Below are 16,064 nucleotides of genomic sequence, written 5' to 3'. Positions count from 1 at the left end.
TGTGCAATCCCGCATGGACGCGCGCCGGCCGAACAGGGATCATTCGGGGAATCCGGGCCGGCACGCCCGCGAAACCGGTACACTCGGCGCCGGGCGCGCGCCGGATCGGCATTCGGCGGCGGCCCGCTGCCGACTCTGAATCGTGATCCCATGACCACACCGATCTATCAGGAAATCAAGGACTTCATCCTCGCGCGCATTCATGCCGGCGAATGGGCGGAAGGCGACCAGGTGCCGTCGGAGAACGAGCTCGCGCGCGAATTCAACGTCGCGCGGATGACCGTCAACCGCGCGCTGCGCGAGCTGACGGCCGAACAGGTGCTCACGCGCACGCGCGGCTCCGGCACCTATGTCGCGTCGCCGAAATACGAATCGACGCTCGTCGCGATCCGCAGCATCTCCGACGAAGTCGCCGCGCGCGGCCACGGCTATCGCGCGCAGGTACTGCTGGTCGGCGCGGCCGTCGCCGATGCGAAGCTCGCCGACGAACTGCAGCTCGACACCGGCAGCCCGATCTTCCATTCGCGCGTGCTGCACTTCGAAAACGACACGCCCGTGCAACTCGAGGAACGCTGGGTCAATCCGGCCTGCGCGCCCGAATACGCGCTACAGGACTTCACGACGACGACACCGAACCAGTACCTGACGCGCGTCGCGCCGCTGCAGCGCGTCGAATACCGGATCGAGGCCGCGATGCCCGACGCCGACACGCGCCGCCACCTGACGATGGACGACCGCGAGCCGTGCCTGCTGCTGCATCGGCGCACGTGGTCGCAGGGGCTCGTCGCATCGGTCGCCAATCTGTGGCACCCGGGCAGCCGCTATCGGTTCACCGGGCATTTCTGATGCCGATGCGCGGGCTCACCTCGCGCGCGGTTGCGCCCATCGTTCGATCGCACTGACGGCCCGCTCCAAGCCTGCTTCTTGCGCGAGACGCGCACCGAGTTCCGTCGCACGCGCCTTCGTCTCACTCCGTTCGGCAAACGCGATGGCTCGCGCCAGCGCGGCAGCCTCCATGCGCCGGCCCGGCACCGGCGCATCCGCGACACCGAGCCGTTGCAGCCGGTTCGCCCAGAAGAACTGATCGCCCGCGAACGGCACGACCACCGACGGAATACCGGCCCGCGCGGCCGAATGCGTGGTGCCCGAGCCGCCGTGATGAACCGCCATCGCGACGCGCGGGAACAGCCAGTCGTGCGGCGTATCGCCGATCACGCGAACGTGCGCCGGCAGCAGCGACGCGTCGATGCCGCTCCAGCCCGGATAAAACAGTGCGCGCCGGCCGGCCAGCGCGTGCGTCAGCGCCGCGGCCATCGCCGCGCGATCGAAGCCGGCCATGCTGCCGAAACCGACGTACACGGGCGGCTCGCCCGCGTCGAGAAACGCCGAGAGTTCGGCCGGCGGCGCCCACGCACGCGCATCGATCCGCCACTGGCCACAGGCCTGCGCGTTCGCCGGCCAGTCGGCCGGGCCGGACAGCAGCGCGGGCGACACGCCATACAGCATCGGATGATCGGTCCACACGCGCTTGCGTGGCGGCAACCCGCATACGCTGGCGCGCGCGGCGTTGGTCGACTTCCTGAACGCCTGCCACAGCAGCGCATTCACGAGCCGATGGCTCGCGCGATTCAGCCCGCACGGCCACTTGCCCGGCGGCAGGAACGGCGACGCGAATTCCGCAGTGGGCGTGATCGGGATCATGCCCGTGCCGATCGCCGGTATGCGGCGATATTCGGCGACCGACAACCCGACGAACGACGCGAGCCCCGACACGAGCAGCGCGTCGCAGTCGGCCGACGCGTCCGCCACTTCACGCATCCACGCGGCCGTGTTCGCGTTCGCGATCGCCGCGAGCGCCTTCGACGTATCGGTGAAGCCGCCGCGCCCGCGCACCGCATCGGCCAGCACGCCTTCCGGCGCGATCGCGCGGCGGATATCGCCGGACAGCGGTGCCGACGGCACGCCGAGCGCGGCGGCCGCCCCGAGCGTCGCCGCGTCGGCGAGCAAGCGAACGTCGTGGCCGGCATCGATCAGCGCGCGGCCGAGCGCCGCGAGCGGGCGCGTGTCGCCTTCGGTGCCGTAGGTGGCGATGACGAGTTTCATGCAGGACTCCTCGTGCACGGCGGAAAAGGTTGGATTCAAAAAAGTGCACGTCGTATACTAATGCAATCCGCACACTTTCAGTCAATCCCCTGCCATGACGATTCCGACCGACGATCCGGGCCGCCGCGCGCGCAAACGCATCCAGATGCTCGCGCATCTTGCCGCGACCGGCGCGCGCCTGTTCGATGCGCACGGCTACGATGCCGTCACGATGGAGCAGATCGCCGCGCAGGCCGATGTCGCGAAACGCACGCTGTACAACCACTTTCCGACGAAGGAAGCCGTGCTCGCGCACTGGCTCGAAGGCGAACTCGCGCGCGATCTCGCGCATCTGCAGCAGGACGTCGCGCGGCGCAAGACCTTTGCATCGCGGATCGGCTGCGTGCTCGACGCGTCGGCCGCGTGGTGCGAACAACATCCGGTGTATCTGCTCGCGTACCTGCGGCACCGCTTCCTGAGTATCGGCGCAGCCGAACCGGAGCGTGCGGGAGAGAACGGCAGCGACATCGCACTGGTATGGCAGCAACTGATCGCAGCCGGCCAGCAGGCCGGTGAACTGAACGGCACGCTGCGGGCCGATCAGCTCGCGACCTGGTTCCATCACCTGTATCTCGCGGCGATGCTGCGCTGGCTGACCGTGCCGGGGCTGTCGCTGAAACGGGAGTTTCAGTCGATTGCGAAGCTGTTTATCGAAGGCGCCGAAGCGAAACGGTGACGCGTGCACCAGCGCCCGGAAGAGCGTCGCGTAACCGGGCAACGCAGCGCCACGGGCAGCGGGACGCAGCCAACGCGTCGCACGCCGCATACACATTGTTACAACGAACGCACGCTTCGCATGCCAAATTTCCCGTGCAGCAGTATGCTGATGCGGTACGGCTGCGCACTGTGCATCGGGCAATCCCGTCGTTTGCACGCGACACGCGCCGCCGTCGCGACCGCAATCACGCGTTGCAAGGAGGGTTGTGATGGCTACCACGCATCAGCACTTCCACCTCGAACTACGGCACGCCACCGCGCCGACCTACTTCATCAGTTACCTGTTCCCTGCGTTGCTGTTCGTCTACGAACTGCTGCGCGTCGGCCAGTGGATCCGCGATCACGGGATGCAATTCGTCGCGTTCAAGCAGATGGGCTACGAGTATCTGCTGATGCTGCTGTTCGTCGGGCTGCAGATCGTCGTCGAGGCGATCTTCCTGCTCGGCGCCGCGATGCGCAAGGATCACCGCGATTTCGAACACCGGTTGCCGAACGTGATTCTCGGCATCGGTCTCTCGATCGTATTGCTGGCGATCGATCTCGCGATCCAGCTTTCGTTCTGATGGCCGGCGGGCGTCCGCCCGCTGGCGACGGCAAGCGCGCTCAGGCGCGCGCGTCGCGCACCCACGCCGCGACGGCGGCCAGCACGTCGTCCGTTCGCTCGCGATGCGGCATGTGTCCGCAGCGAGCGAGCAACAGGAACGACGACGGCCCCGCGACGCGCGCGGCGATCCGCTTCGGATGCACGTCCGAGCCGTATTCGTCGTCTTCGCCGTGAATCGCGAGCGTCGCGCACTGCACGCGCGGCAGGTCGTCGTCGAGACTCCAGTCGCGAAACGCCGGCGACAGCCACGTGTCGACCCACGCGCGCAGCACCCATTCGGCCTTGTCGCCGTGATAGCGCGCGAGCCGGTCGAGCTGCCCCGGCTCGTCGAACTGTCGCCCCGCGTCGCGAATGCCGGCCAGCGTGCGATCCTCGACGAACGCCTGCGCGGCGACCGTCACGAGGGCCCGGCAACGCGCCGGATGCGCGGCCGCACAGCCGACCGCCATCCCGCCGCCGACGCTGTGCCCGAACGCGACGAACGCATCGACGCCGAGCTGCTCCAGCACCGCGACGAACGCGTGATCGGCCTCGTCGCGCACGAACGTCGTGCCAAGCGCTGCCGGATGACGATCCGAACGGCCGAAACCGAGACGGTCGTAGGCGATCACGTCGCGTTGCGTCGCGCGTGCGAGTTGCGCGGGAAAGTCGCGCCACAGATCGACGCAGCCGAGCGAATCGTGCAGCAGCACGATCGGCGCGGCCGCGTGCCGCGCCGGCCCCGCACGCCAGCGTTTCGCAAAGAGACGCCCTTGCGGCGTCCCGACGGTCGTCTCCTCGGTCACGATATCGGTCATGTGTCGGTCGTCTGCTTGAAAGCGGCCGCCGGTCGGCGGCCGCGTCGAATCGGGACATGGTGGCCTGCCGGCGCGCGCAGCGTCAAGCAAGCCCCTATCGCCCACGCGCTCATTCGGGCTGCGGCGGCAGGTACTCCATCTGCGCTTCGTCGTACAGCCGGTAGATCAGCGCCTGCATCGCGCGAATGTCCTCCGATTCGTCGAGCATCCGCATGCTCATGATGATCGGCGACACGAGGTTCGGATCGTCGAGCGGCTTGTAGCTGATGTCGTCGCGCTTGAGCCCGTACACGCTGTGCGGCACGACGGACACGCCCTCGCCCATCGCGACGAGGCCGAGCGCGATCTGCAGTTCGCGCGTCTCGTAGATCCTCCGCGGTTGCAGCGCGCGATCGTGGAAGGCCGCGAGCACCTGGTCCGCGTAGCTCGGGCGCGGCGCCTTCGGAAAGATGATCAGCGTGTCGTTCACGAGATCGTGCAGCGACAGCACGGGCTTCGCGCTGTCGAGCACGTGGCCGACCGGCAGCGCGACGATCATCCGCTCCTCGCGCAGCACGACGCGGCGCACGCTCGGATCCTCGTGGCGGATGCGCCCGAACCCGACGTCGATGCGCCCTTCCTTCAGCGCCTTGATCTGGTCCATCGTCGACATCTCGTGCAGGCTCAGCTCGACGGCCGGATATTCGCTGCGAAAGCGCCGGATGATCTTCGGCAGCATCCCGTACAGCGTCGAGCCGACGAAACCGACCGACATGCTGCGCTCGATCTTGCCGACCCGCTTCGTCATCGATTCGAGCTCCGTGGTCTGCGCGAGCAACTGCACCGCGTGCGAATAGAAGAAGCGCCCGGCATCGGTCAGCTTCAGCGGCCGCGCGGTGCGCTCGAACAGCGGCACGCCGAGCGCGTCCTCGAGCTGCTGGATCTGCCGGCTCAGCGGCGGCTGCGCGATATGCAGCCGTTCCGCCGCCCGCGTGAAATTCCGCTCTTCGGCTACCGCGACGAAGTAGCGGAGGTGTCTCAACTCCATGTTCGAATCCTCCCGGGACAGGCAACGGACGCTCATCCGGCACCGCGCGGACAGCGCCCGCAACGGTCGCCCTCGTCGGCTATCCGTACCGGCCTTCTCGATCGCCTGCTGCCCGCTCCCGTCACGATACCTCAGCCGGCGCCGATCCCGGCTCGAGCAGCGTGGTGCTCGCGGCGACGTCCGGGGCCGCGCAAAGCAAAACGGGAAGCCGCGAGGCTTCCCGTTCGTTCACCGACGCCGCGCCGCGGCATCGTGCCGACCGCATCACACCTCGGTCGCATACAGCGCGTCGCGCTGCTCGTGGCTCAGCGAGTCGAGCGGCACGTCGGGCAACTGATAGCAGATCATCGTGCCGTACAGCTCGGCCAGGCAGTTGCTGCCGGCGTCGAGCGCGTAGCCGTCCTCGCCGTTCGGCGCCGGCGGGTACACTTCGCGCCACGCGTTGATCGCGGCTTCGATTCGCACGATGGAAACGGGTCCGGCCTTCCGCTCGGCGGGTGATGCGCTCATGAATTCCTCTGGGTTGCGCGCTCCGCGGGCCATGCCGGCCCGGGTGGAGCGATGAAAACGCCGGGCGTGTCGCCGGCCGCCGCGCGCCGCGCGCGCCGGATGCCGATCCGCGCCGCGCCTGTCGCGCCGGCCGGGCCGCGGCCCGGTAGGGTCGGGCAATATAACCGGCTTTGACCCCGCGCAGGCAAAAGCCGGGCAAAAAAAACGGGAAGCGCGCGGCTTCCCGTTTCGTCGTCCGTCACGCGGCTGCGTGCGGCGCCGGCGTCAGCCCACGGTTTCGCGGTTCGCCACCGGCTGCCGCTGCGCGCCGCGATTCGCGGCGATCCACGGCGCGATCTCCATGTCCTCGTAGCGCACGAACCGGCTCTTCTTCAGGAGCCGGAAACCGAGCCACACGACCACGAACAGCGGAATGCCGACATAGGTCGCGGTCACGCCGGCCCAGTCGATCCGGTTCGCGAGGAACGCCTGGTAATCCTGGCCGAGCGCGATCACGAGGCACAGCACGAACGCGAACAGCGGGCCGAACGGGAACCACTTCGACTGATACGGCAACTGGTCGAGCGAATAACCCTGCTTCACGTACCCCTTGCGGAACCGGTAGTGGCTGACCGCGATGCCGAGCCACGCGATGAAGCCCGTCATCCCCGACGTGTTCAGCAGCCACAGGTACACGGTCTTGTCGCCGTACAGCGACGTGAAGAAGCACAGCGCGCCGACGGCGGTGGTCGCGTACAGCGCGTTGCGCGGCACGCCGCCCGGCGACAGCTTCGCGAACACCTTCGGCGCGCGGCCTTCGGTGGCGAGGTTGTAGAGCATCCGCGTGGATGCATACATGCCCGAGTTGCCGGCCGACAGCACGGCCGTCAGGATCACCGCGTTCATCACGCCGGCCGCGAACGCGAGGCCCGCGTGGCAGAACACGAGCGTGAACGGGCTCACGCCGATGTCGGTCACGTCCGTCTTCAGCAGGTTCGGGTCGGTATACGGAATCAGCACGCCGATCACGAAAATCGCGAACACGTAGAACAGCAGGATCCGCCAGAACACCTGGCGCACGGCGCGCGGGATCGTCGTGCGCGGATGCTCCGATTCGCCGGCCGCGACGCCGATCAGCTCGGTGCCCTGGAACGAGAAGCCCGCGATCATCGCGACGCCCATCAGCGCCGGCAGGCCGCCCGCGAACGGCGCGTCGCCGATCGTCAGGTTGCCCCAGCCGTTCGCCGGCGCACCCTTGAGAATGCCGAAGATCATCAGCAGGCCAACGCCGATGAACGCGACCACCGTGACGACCTTGATCAGCGCGAACCAGTATTCGGCTTCGCCGAAGCCGCGCACGGTGAGCGCATTGAGCAGGAACATCACGGCGAGGAACGCCGCGCTCCACCACACGCCCGGCACGTCCGGAAACCAGTAATGCATCACGAGCTGCGCGGCGACGAGCTCCACCGCGATCGTCACCGCCCAGTTGTACCAGTAGTTCCAGCCGAGCGCGAAGCCGAAGCCTTCGTCGACGTATTTCGCGCCGTAGGTCGCGAACGAGCCGGACACCGGCATGAACGCGGCCATCTCGCCGAGGCTCGTCATCAGGAAGTAAACCATCAGGCCGATCAGCATGTACGCGACCATCGCGCCGCCGGGGCCGGCCTGCGAGATGGATGCGCCGGACGCGACGAACAGGCCCGTGCCGATCGAGCCGCCGATGGCGATCATCGTCAGGTGGCGCGCCTTCAGCGCGCGATGAAGCTTGGGTGGGTTCGCGGGCGAACCGGGTGGGTCGGAATTCGGAATGGCGGACATAAACGAGACGAACGTTGAGCGAGCCGGCATCCGTAGCCGGCGCATGCGGAATCGGAGCGCGGTGCGCGTCCTGCGATGCATTCGATGCGGCCCCGATACGCGTTGCGCGGCGGGCGCCTGCGGCGAAGCGCGGATTCTACCTGATTCGATAGGGGCAGCCGAGGTCGCGCCGCCTGCCGCCACGCCGGGATTTCGCGAAATCAACGGGTTGGCCGCGCCAGCCGTCGCCATTTCCCCGCACCCTTGCAAAACCACGACGACGATCGGGTCATTCGATTTTCGATTCCTTCGAGACCCTGTAATCCTGTCCCGATCCGCCAAATGCCGCGGCAATAGGCAAAATCGACTGATGATTACACGATTAATCAGACAAAAAGACCGACACTACTGTCAATTGATTCAAATCAAGTTTCCCGCGTGCAATGCGGTAATGATGCGTCACCGCTGCGAATGACGCCGTTCACATGCATGTTTTGCATGTGCACGCGAATTTCAGGATTTCGCGGGATAATGACGCTTAATTCGAAATAATCCGCGCGCGGAACCGCCAACGACGCGAGTAGCCGCCGCCCGCTGCCCCCGAGGATGAAGTCATTCCCGCTGCCCGCCACGCTGCGCCGCCATACCGCGTCGATCGTGGCACGCATTCTGTCGCCCCGCGGCGTACTCGTGGCGGGCATCGTCCTGCTGATGTTCAGTTGGGGACTTTCCACGTCGCTATTAATCGAGGCGCGGCGCGACGCATATGGCCATGCGGTAGAAAACGCGCGCAACCTGATGCTGCTGATCGAACGCGATATCGCGCGCAATATCGAACTCTACGATTTGTCGCTGCAAAACGTCGTCGACGGCATGGCCGATCCGGAACTGATGACCTTGCCGCCGCGCCAGCGCCACCGACTGCTGTTCGACCGCGCGGCCACTGGCGCCTATCTCGGCTCGATTTTCGTGATGGATGCGCACGGCAATATCGCGATCGATTCGAGCGCGTCGCCCGCGCGGGAAGGCAATTTCGCCGACCGCGACTATTTCGCCGTGCATCGCGACCGGCTCGCCCCCGGCCTCTACATCAGCCGGCCGTACGCGTCGCGGCTGCGCGGCGGCGCGCTGACGATCGCGCTGAGCCGCCGGATCAACCGGCCCGACGGCACGTTCGGCGGGATCGTCGTCGGCACGCTCAGCATCGACTACTTCCGCGCGCTGCTCGACGGCCTCGCGGTCGGCCGGCACGGCAGCGCGGCGATCGTCGAGGACAACGGCACGCTCGTGTCGCGCCTGCCTTACGACACGCGGGTGGTCGGTCTCGACCTGCACGACTCGCCGTTGTTCATCGACGCGCAGCGCGGCCGCGCCGGCGAGCTGACCGGTGTCGGCGCCATCGACGGCGTGCGGCGCATCTATGTTTACAAGCATCTCGCCGGGCTGCCGCTGATCGTCGACGTCGCGCCCGCCGAGATCGACGTCTACGCGGCGTGGCGCCACCGCGCGATCTGGGCCGTCGTGCTGATGAGCCTGTTCACGGCGTTCATCGCGTGGGGCTCGCTCGCGCTGTCGCGCGAGCTGAAGCGCCGGCAGGATGCCGAATCGAAGCTGTACCGGCTCGCGCACACCGATTCGCTGACGGGCCTCGACAACCGCGGCACGTTCGACACGGTGCTCGCGAAGGAGGCCCAGCGCGCATCGCGCAGCGGCCGCCCGTTGTCCGTGCTGTTCGTCGACGTCGACCACTTCAAGGCGTTCAACGACTACTACGGCCACCCGGCCGGCGACGACGTGCTGCGCCAGGTCGCACAATCGCTGACGCGCAGCCTGCGCCGCGACAGCGATCACGTCGCGCGCTACGGCGGCGAGGAATTCGTCGTCACGCTGCCCGACACCGACGCGCCGGGCGCGGCAACCGTCGCCGAAGGCATCCGGCGCGCGATCGCGGAACTCGACATCGAACACGTGAAGAGCCCGTACGGGTGCGTCACGGCCAGCATCGGCACGGCCACCGCCGCCGACGGCCGGATGAACGCCGCGACGCTGCTGCGGCGTGCCGACGAAGCGCTGTACCGCGCGAAATCCGGCGGCCGCAACCGCGTGCTGGACGCGCAATCGAGCGCGGCCGACGCTTGAAGCACGCTAAGGCGATGCGATCCGGCGGGCCGCGTGATCGGATGCGGCCGCCTGCCGCCCGGCCACGGCCCGGCGGCCTCGCCGTGGACAGCCCGCGCGCGTTCGGCTAGCGTTACGTCAGCTGCGCATGCGGCGCGGCGCCGGCCCGCGCACGCCGCCGTGCGCGTTCCCGCCACTCCCGCTCCGTCATGACCTCCCCGCTCCCGACCCGACTGCCACCGCTCGTGCGCCACGCGCTCCGCCCGCTGCTCGACCCGTACCGCCGCTACCGGCACGCGAAGCTGATCCACGCGGCGCGCGTCGCCCTCGCGATTCTCGTGTCGATCGCGCTGTCCACCGGGCTGAACGTGCCGCATGGCGAATGGTCGACGATCACCGTGCTGATCGTCGTCGGCGGGCTGCAGCATCACGGCAACATCCGCAAGAAGGCGGCCGAACGCGCGCTGGGCACGTCGATCGGCGCGCTGGCGGGCCTCGGGCTGATCCTCCTCTACTCGTTCCTGCATGCGCCGTTCGCGATCTACCTGCTGATGGCCGTCGGGTGCGGCGTCTGCGCGTATCACGCGATCGGCAAGGCCGGCTACATCGCGCTGCTGTCGGCGATCACGATGGTGATCGTCGCCGGACACGGCGACAACGAGATCGTCGACGGCCTGTGGCGCGCGGTGAACGTGCTGGTCGGCATCGCGATCGCGCTGGCGTTCTCGTTCGCGCTGCCGCTCTACGCGACCTATTCATGGCGCTACAAGCTCGCCGACGCGCTGCGCGCGTGCGCGGCCGTGCATGCGCGGCTCGCGGGCGACCGCCACGTGAGCGACGACGCGCACCTGAAGGAAATGGCCGCGCTGAGCGCGCTGCTCGTGCAGTTGCGCTCGCTGATGCCGTCGGTGTCGAAGGAATGCGAGACGTCGATGGCGCAGCTCGAGGCGATCCAGCGCAGCCTGCGCCTGTGCATCGGGTATCTGGAGATCCTGTCGAGCGCGCTGCCGGCCTCCGACGACGTGGCGGCCCGCGAATACGTGCGTGTCGAGATGAAGGGCGTGAACCGGCGCATCCGCGACACGCTGGTCGGCGCGAGCCGCGCGCTCAAGTTCGGCACGCCGAGCCGGCTCGCGGCTCGCCGCCGGCCGGCCGAGCCGCCGCACGACGCGCCGCCGCCGCAGTTGTCCGGCTACGTATCGATCACGGCCAAGCTGGCCGGCGAAGTCGACCAGTTGCGCGAGCGGCTGCTCGATACCGCGCGGTCGTGGAATATCTGAGTTCCGATTTCACGCACCATGCTTTCATATGCCTTTCTGTGCAACGAGGCGATGCGCTGGCGACGGGGAACGCCGGGTTGACCGCCGATCCGGCCCCGGAAACTCGGCGGCGGCCCAGCCCTTCAGCGCACGTTTCGGCGGCGATGCAACACCGTCCAGCCCGGTGTTCTCCAGCCGGTTAACCGCCCGTCAGGCCCGCCGCGACAGGCGCGACGACGGTTCCGCACCAAAATCAGCCCTTGCCCCAACTTCGCGGACAGCCGATACTCGCATATTCCGCGAAATACGATCCCACCGGCTTCAATCCACGGTAATTCCTATGAGCACGATTCTCGAAAGCCTCCCGACCGGCCAGAAGGTCGGTATCGCCTTCTCCGGCGGCCTGGACACCAGCGCCGCGCTGCACTGGATGAAACTGAAGGGCGCCGTCCCGTACGCATACACGGCGAACCTCGGCCAGCCCGACGAAGACGATTACGACGCGATCCCGAAACGCGCGATCGAATACGGCGCAGCCGGCGCCCGCCTGATCGACTGCCGCGCGCAGCTCGTCGCCGAAGGCATCGCGGCGCTGCAAAGCGGCGCGTTCCACATCACGACCGCCGGCGTCACGTACTTCAACACGACGCCGATCGGCCGCGCCGTGACGGGCACGATGCTCGTCGCCGCGATGAAGGAAGACGGCGTCAACATCTGGGGCGACGGCAGCACGTACAAGGGCAACGACATCGAGCGCTTCTACCGCTACGGCCTGCTCGTGAACCCGGATCTGAAGATCTACAAGCCGTGGCTCGACCAGACGTTCATCGACGAGCTCGGCGGCCGCGCCGAAATGTCCGAATTCATGAACCAGGCCGGCTTCGCGTACAAGATGTCGGCCGAGAAGGCGTATTCGACCGATTCGAACCTGCTCGGCGCGACGCACGAAGCGAAGGACCTCGAAAGCCTCGAAAGCGGCATCAAGATCGTGAACCCGATCATGGGCGTCGCGTTCTGGCGCGACGACGTGAAGATCGCCGCAGAAGAAGTGACGGTGCGCTTCGAAGCCGGCCAGCCGGTCGCGCTGAACGGCGTCGAGTTCAAGGATCAGGTCGAGCTGCTGCTGGAGGCGAACCGCATCGGCGGCCGCCATGGCCTCGGCATGAGCGACCAGATCGAGAACCGGATCATCGAGGCAAAGAGCCGCGGCATCTACGAAGCCCCGGGCCTCGCGCTGCTGTACATCGCGTACGAGCGTCTCGTCACCGGCATCCACAACGAAGACACAATCGAGCAGTACCGCGAGAACGGTCGCCGCCTCGGCCGCCTGCTGTATCAAGGCCGCTGGTTCGACCCGCAGGCGATCATGCTGCGCGAAACGGCACAACGCTGGGTCGCACGCGCGATCACCGGCGAAGTGAAGATCGAACTGCGCCGCGGCAACGACTACTCGATCCTGAGCACGAAGTCGCCGAACCTCACGTATCAGCCGGAACGCCTGTCGATGGAGAAGGTGGCGTCGACGTTCTCGCCGCGCGACCGGATCGGCCAGCTGACCATGCGCAATCTCGACATCACCGATACGCGCGACAAGCTGCGCGTGTATTCGCAAGTCGGGCTGCTGACGCCGGGTGAAGCGTCGGCGCTGCCGCAGATCAAGGGCGATAGCGACAAGTAAGCCAGTCGCTGTGGCGAGCGGCCGGGCGGCGTGACAACCGCCCGGCTGCATGCAGTCCTTCCCTTCCCGCTTTTTCTTCAAGCACTGCCGGATTCGCAGCGCATATCGCGACGATCCTGCAGGCGCGTCAAAGTTTGTTCGACGCCGTGGCTGTGGCTGTGGCAGTGGACGTCGCAGCGGCTGCAGGCGTCGTCATCGTCGTGGCAGCAGTGGCCGGCGCCGGCGTACGTGCCAGATCCCGACCGATCATGTCCGCGACCGACTTCTCGCACGATTTGATCCCTTCCACCGACTTGTCGAAATTCTTCTCGAGATCGCTGAAGCTGCCGTACGTGTATGCGAAATCGCTGTCGACGTGGACGCTGTTCGCCTTGACGTCGTAGCCGCACGCGAACGTCTTGTAATAGAGGTCCTGCTTCGTCTTCGCGTCGAGAATGCGCGCGCGGATGACGACCCACGGAATGTAGTCAAGCTGCTGGGGCGGCGAGATGTAGCCGAACGACGAGAACCACACGTTCATGATCGCATCCGCGTCGGTCTGGATCGCCGAGTAGTCGTCCGACTTGCCGTCATCGGAGAGCTTCACCTTCTGGCCGTCCAGCTTCACGACCTGATAGCCGTTGCCGGTGAGGCGGCCCGCCACGCCTTCCGAGATGTCCGGTGCGAACACGATCTTGCCGGCCGCCACGTGATCCGTGTACGTGCTCGTATGGCTCGCGTTGACGGCCACTTGCGCGAGCGCGCCGATCAGGCCGAACCCGCCCGCCGCGCCGCCGAGATTGAGGACCGAGACACGCTTCGGCTCGGTGACGTCGAGCATCGCGATCGAATGCAGCTTCTGACGCGCCTCGGGTTTCATGTCGGTATTCGGCAACGTGGTGCAGCCGGACAGCAGCGTCACGAGCAGGCCGCAACCTAACAGGGTGGCTTTGGAGAAGTTCTTCATTGGATGAGTGGCTTTCGTTGTTGACGGAACGTATTCATCGGGCCGCCGCACGCGGTGCGTCGACGCGCCGTGTGCGGCTCGGCCGTGCGTTTATTGTTTGATCACCTGACCGTACGCGATGAAGCTGTAGTCAGCCGCGCGCAGTACGTAGAGGATCGAGCGCTTGAAGCCGTTGGTTCCCGTGATCGGCACGAACATGATCGCGGCGCTGCCCGATAGCGGAACGCCGGCCGGCAGCTTGCAGCCCGTCGACGCGGAGGCCGTCACCGTCATGTCGTACATGTTCTGGTTCGAGCCGGGCGTGGAAAGCAGCAGCGTGCCGCTCAGGTTGCAACCGCTCAGCGTGCCGGTCAGCGTACCGCCCGATGCAATCGCGAACGACGCGTTGGTCGTCGCCCACGTGCCCACCACGCTGTCCTGCGTGACGGCAAGTGCGTTCGCGGCGTTGTAGGTCCACGTGAAATTCGACGCCGTACCGTTGCGGGTGATCGTGCCGGACAACGTCTGCTGCGGGCTGTATGCGCCCGAGCCCGAATCGATCTTCGTGACGATGCCGCTCGTTCCTGCAAAGTTGATACCCGGCGCGATCGACCACGTCGAGCCGTTGACGGTCAGGGTCGAGAAATCGTCGGACATCACGAACGATCCGAGCAGATTGAGCGTGCTCAGGTTGTTGTGCGGGTCGATCAGGGCGATCGTCGAGTAGCCGAGGTTGCCGGATGCCGACCAGATCCCGACCGGGCCGGTTGCCGTTGCGGCCGTCGAACCGGTTTGCGGGGTCGTCAGGCTGGGCAGTGCCTCGCCGACCGTCACCGGCTGTGACGATGCGACGGGGGCGCTTGCCGGCGGTGCTGCGAGGGGTGTGGACGCGACGGTCGGTGCGCTGGCTGCGTTGTTGGCGCCGCCGGTGTTGGCGGGCGTGCCGCTGCTTGCGTTCGACGAGCCGTCACCGCCGCCGCAACCGGCGACGACGAATACCGAGATCGCGGCTGCTGCCAGCAGGCAAAGGGAATGCTTGTTCAATTCAATCCTCGATTATTTGATGCGTTTTTTTAGTGGTCTAGATTCGAATCGCATTACTTTTCTGGTGTGGTGCTTGGGCCTCCTCGAGCGATGTGGGGTGCTTGGAGTGATGTGTTGGGGAAGCGCGATGAGGGGGGCGTCGGTTGCCGGATAGTCGGCACGACGGGGACGAGCGTGGAGGGGTGGTCGTGCGGGAGCGCGCACGCAACGGTGAGATCCGCGTGCAGCAGCATGCCGCGGCAAGGCAAAGGCGCAGCGCGCGCCAGCCCCCGGTGCCTGCGCGCCCAATCGAATCGGTGCATCCCATCTTCTATACTGCGCACGGCTTCGCCGGCCGCGCGCCCCCTCGGTTATCTGGTCGTGTGGTTTGGTTCTACGGCTCTAATAATACTTTTTTGAGCTACCGAGGAAGGTAACGGCGGTGGTGGGGATTTCTTTAGGGTGGGTTTATCGAGGGAATTTTCTAGGGACTTTGTCGCTCGAAGCATTCCCGTTCTCGCCCGGGCGCGGGGTCAGGTGATGTGGTTAATCCGCGTGATCCCGGACGAACCGAGCATCCTCACGGATGCGTCGTGAAGGTGGTCGCTCAAAGTCGTTTTCACCCTGCACTGACGTTGAGGCGCGCCAAGCTTCTGCTGGAGACCCGCCCGCCGCGTCATCGGCCGCGCATCCAAGGGGGTGTCAGGATTTCCGTGTTCACGGCGGGTTGAGTAATTACACGGCCCAGAATGTCACGGGTGCCGTCAGGCAGCACGCCCAGCGCCAGGTACACCGCCTTGTTGCGCACGACGGCGTCTTCACGAATCTTGACCCGAAGGGCGTCGAAGAACACGACCGGGTACATCGGCTCAAGCGGTCTACCTGCCAGGCAGTCACTTCGGCCATGACCTCGTCGGTCACGGAACTGATGAAGTCGGGCGAGACCTCGGTACCGTATTGCTCCAGCAGGAAGCCCTGAATCTCGCGCACGGTCATGCCCCGGGCATACATGGCAACGATCTTGCCGTCGAAGCCGGTGAAGCGCCGTTCGTGCTTGGGTATCAGGATGGTTCGAAGCTGCCGTCGCGGTCGCGAGGCAACTTGATACGAATCGGGCCGTCTTCGGTCAGGACCGTCTTGGCGCCCCGCCCGTTGCGCTGATTCGTGGCGTTGGCCGGCTTGGCCGCACCGGCAGGGTAGCCGAGATGATGACTCATCTCGCCGCTTAGCGCTCGCTCGATCAGTGTCTGCTTGAGCGCCAGCGTCGCGGCATTGATGGCTTCGGTGGTCATCGGACCGTTGCCAAACTGCTCAAGCAGTTCGGCCGGAATTGCCGGCAGTTCCACCGCTTGGGCTTTCGGTTTGCGAGGCATACACTCTCCATGAGAGCATGTTATGCCTTAAACACGAAATTCCTGACAGGCCCGGCGCGCGCCGCGACGGCACATGACTACAATGAGACTCGACCTCACATGGCGCTCAAGG

Annotated in this window: 14 protein-coding genes and 1 pseudogene; 6 read left to right on the top strand and 9 right to left on the bottom strand. The window is 66.5% G+C overall.

The genetic code is table 11. The annotated features are described in order from the left end of the window. Positions 1–150 precede the first annotated feature (150 nt). On the top strand, positions 151–846 hold the full coding sequence (gene hutC / locus CFB49_RS18815; protein WP_069618629.1) for a histidine utilization repressor: 696 nt from the start codon (positions 151–153) through the stop codon (positions 844–846). A 15-nt stretch (positions 847–861) separates the two neighbouring features. Here hutC and CFB49_RS18810 read toward each other — a convergent pair whose 3' ends face one another. Next, positions 862–2,103, bottom strand: coding sequence for a glycosyltransferase (locus CFB49_RS18810; protein ID WP_089492021.1), 1,242 nt, complete (start codon positions 2,101–2,103; stop codon positions 862–864). Positions 2,104–2,197: 94 nt separating this feature from the next. Here CFB49_RS18810 and CFB49_RS18805 point away from each other — a divergent pair, with 94 nt between their 5' ends. Together CFB49_RS18805 and CFB49_RS18800 are read left to right on the top strand one after the other, a co-directional pair. Next, positions 2,198–2,818 carry a TetR/AcrR family transcriptional regulator gene (locus tag CFB49_RS18805; protein ID WP_089492020.1) on the top strand — a complete coding sequence of 207 codons (621 nt, stop codon included), beginning with the start codon at positions 2,198–2,200 and terminating at the stop codon, positions 2,816–2,818. A 250-nt stretch (positions 2,819–3,068) separates the two neighbouring features. Further along, positions 3,069–3,422, top strand: a complete 354-nt coding sequence (locus CFB49_RS18800) for a hypothetical protein (protein ID WP_006482519.1) — start codon at positions 3,069–3,071, stop codon at positions 3,420–3,422. A gap of 40 nt (positions 3,423–3,462) precedes the next feature. Here CFB49_RS18800 and CFB49_RS18795 read toward each other — a convergent pair whose 3' ends face one another. The 5 genes from CFB49_RS18795 to CFB49_RS36380 all read right to left on the bottom strand — a co-directional run bounded on the left by CFB49_RS18795 (position 3,463) and on the right by CFB49_RS36380 (position 8,244). After that, positions 3,463–4,260, bottom strand: coding sequence for an alpha/beta fold hydrolase (locus CFB49_RS18795; RefSeq protein WP_089492019.1), 798 nt, complete (start codon positions 4,258–4,260; stop codon positions 3,463–3,465). Between the two features lie 109 nt (positions 4,261–4,369). Further along, on the bottom strand, positions 4,370–5,287 hold the full coding sequence (locus CFB49_RS18790; protein WP_069618633.1) for a LysR family transcriptional regulator: 918 nt from the start codon (positions 5,285–5,287) through the stop codon (positions 4,370–4,372). A gap of 264 nt (positions 5,288–5,551) precedes the next feature. Next, entirely contained in the window at positions 5,552–5,797 is a 246-nt protein-coding gene (locus CFB49_RS18785) for a DUF3717 domain-containing protein (RefSeq protein WP_069618634.1), read from the bottom strand. Between the two features lie 264 nt (positions 5,798–6,061). Beyond that, positions 6,062–7,597 (bottom strand): amino acid permease, encoded by a 1,536-nt coding sequence (locus CFB49_RS18780; protein WP_089492018.1) that lies wholly within the window; start codon positions 7,595–7,597, stop codon positions 6,062–6,064. A 404-nt stretch (positions 7,598–8,001) separates the two neighbouring features. Continuing rightward, positions 8,002–8,244: a hypothetical protein gene (locus tag CFB49_RS36380; protein ID WP_176730198.1), complete on the bottom strand. Its 243-nt coding sequence runs from the start codon at positions 8,242–8,244 to the stop codon at positions 8,002–8,004. Here CFB49_RS36380 and CFB49_RS18775 point away from each other — a divergent pair. The 3 genes from CFB49_RS18775 to argG all read left to right on the top strand — a co-directional run bounded on the left by CFB49_RS18775 (position 8,183) and on the right by argG (position 12,631). Further along, on the top strand, positions 8,183–9,715 hold the full coding sequence (locus CFB49_RS18775) for a GGDEF domain-containing protein (RefSeq protein ID WP_089492017.1): 1,533 nt from the start codon (positions 8,183–8,185) through the stop codon (positions 9,713–9,715). The two genes, CFB49_RS36380 and CFB49_RS18775, sit on opposite strands and share 62 nt — an antisense overlap. Positions 9,716–9,903: 188 nt before the next feature. Next, the gene (locus CFB49_RS18770) at positions 9,904–10,974 is read left to right on the top strand and encodes an FUSC family protein (protein WP_089492016.1); all 1,071 of its coding nucleotides are present in this window, start codon (positions 9,904–9,906) and stop codon (positions 10,972–10,974) included. 319 nt (positions 10,975–11,293) lie between these two features. Beyond that, complete coding sequence (gene argG, locus CFB49_RS18765; protein ID WP_050018060.1) at positions 11,294–12,631, top strand: argininosuccinate synthase; 1,338 nt, start codon at positions 11,294–11,296, stop codon at positions 12,629–12,631. Positions 12,632–12,758: 127 nt separating this feature from the next. Here the strand turns inward: argG and CFB49_RS18760 are convergent, their stop codons facing one another. From CFB49_RS18760 to CFB49_RS18750, 3 genes and pseudogenes are all read right to left on the bottom strand, one after another. Beyond that, on the bottom strand, positions 12,759–13,577 hold the full coding sequence (locus CFB49_RS18760; protein ID WP_089492015.1) for a hypothetical protein: 819 nt from the start codon (positions 13,575–13,577) through the stop codon (positions 12,759–12,761). A gap of 90 nt (positions 13,578–13,667) precedes the next feature. Then, entirely contained in the window at positions 13,668–14,600 is a 933-nt protein-coding gene (locus CFB49_RS18755) for a hypothetical protein (protein WP_089436077.1), read from the bottom strand. A gap of 721 nt (positions 14,601–15,321) precedes the next feature. Beyond that, positions 15,322–15,952 (bottom strand): annotated as a pseudogene (locus tag CFB49_RS18750) (IS256 family transposase); the annotation flags it as partial. Positions 15,953–16,064 lie beyond the last annotated feature (112 nt).

The organism is Burkholderia sp. AU17457, assembly GCF_002223255.1.
Classification (GTDB): domain Bacteria; phylum Pseudomonadota; class Gammaproteobacteria; order Burkholderiales; family Burkholderiaceae; genus Burkholderia; species Burkholderia sola.
The sequence above is the reverse complement of the archived record's forward strand: the minus strand, read 5'-3'. Positions and strand labels throughout refer to the sequence as shown.

Excerpts from the sequence above, each read along its gene's own strand:
- hutC (WP_069618629.1), top strand. The coding sequence starts at position 151 with ATGACCACACCGATCTATCAGGAAATCAAGGACTTCATCCTCGCGCGC.
- CFB49_RS18810 (WP_089492021.1), bottom strand. The coding sequence starts at position 2,103 with ATGAAACTCGTCATCGCCACCTACGGCACCGAAGGCGACACGCGCCCG.
- CFB49_RS18805 (WP_089492020.1), top strand. The coding sequence starts at position 2,198 with ATGACGATTCCGACCGACGATCCGGGCCGCCGCGCGCGCAAACGCATC.
- CFB49_RS18800 (WP_006482519.1), top strand. The coding sequence starts at position 3,069 with ATGGCTACCACGCATCAGCACTTCCACCTCGAACTACGGCACGCCACC.
- CFB49_RS18795 (WP_089492019.1), bottom strand. The coding sequence starts at position 4,260 with ATGACCGATATCGTGACCGAGGAGACGACCGTCGGGACGCCGCAAGGG.
- CFB49_RS18790 (WP_069618633.1), bottom strand. The coding sequence starts at position 5,287 with ATGGAGTTGAGACACCTCCGCTACTTCGTCGCGGTAGCCGAAGAGCGG.
- CFB49_RS18785 (WP_069618634.1), bottom strand. The coding sequence starts at position 5,797 with ATGAGCGCATCACCCGCCGAGCGGAAGGCCGGACCCGTTTCCATCGTG.
- CFB49_RS18780 (WP_089492018.1), bottom strand. The coding sequence starts at position 7,597 with ATGTCCGCCATTCCGAATTCCGACCCACCCGGTTCGCCCGCGAACCCA.
- CFB49_RS18775 (WP_089492017.1), top strand. The coding sequence starts at position 8,183 with ATGAAGTCATTCCCGCTGCCCGCCACGCTGCGCCGCCATACCGCGTCG.
- CFB49_RS36380 (WP_176730198.1), bottom strand. The coding sequence starts at position 8,244 with ATGCGTGCCACGATCGACGCGGTATGGCGGCGCAGCGTGGCGGGCAGC.
- CFB49_RS18770 (WP_089492016.1), top strand. The coding sequence starts at position 9,904 with ATGACCTCCCCGCTCCCGACCCGACTGCCACCGCTCGTGCGCCACGCG.
- argG (WP_050018060.1), top strand. The coding sequence starts at position 11,294 with ATGAGCACGATTCTCGAAAGCCTCCCGACCGGCCAGAAGGTCGGTATC.
- CFB49_RS18760 (WP_089492015.1), bottom strand. The coding sequence starts at position 13,577 with ATGAAGAACTTCTCCAAAGCCACCCTGTTAGGTTGCGGCCTGCTCGTG.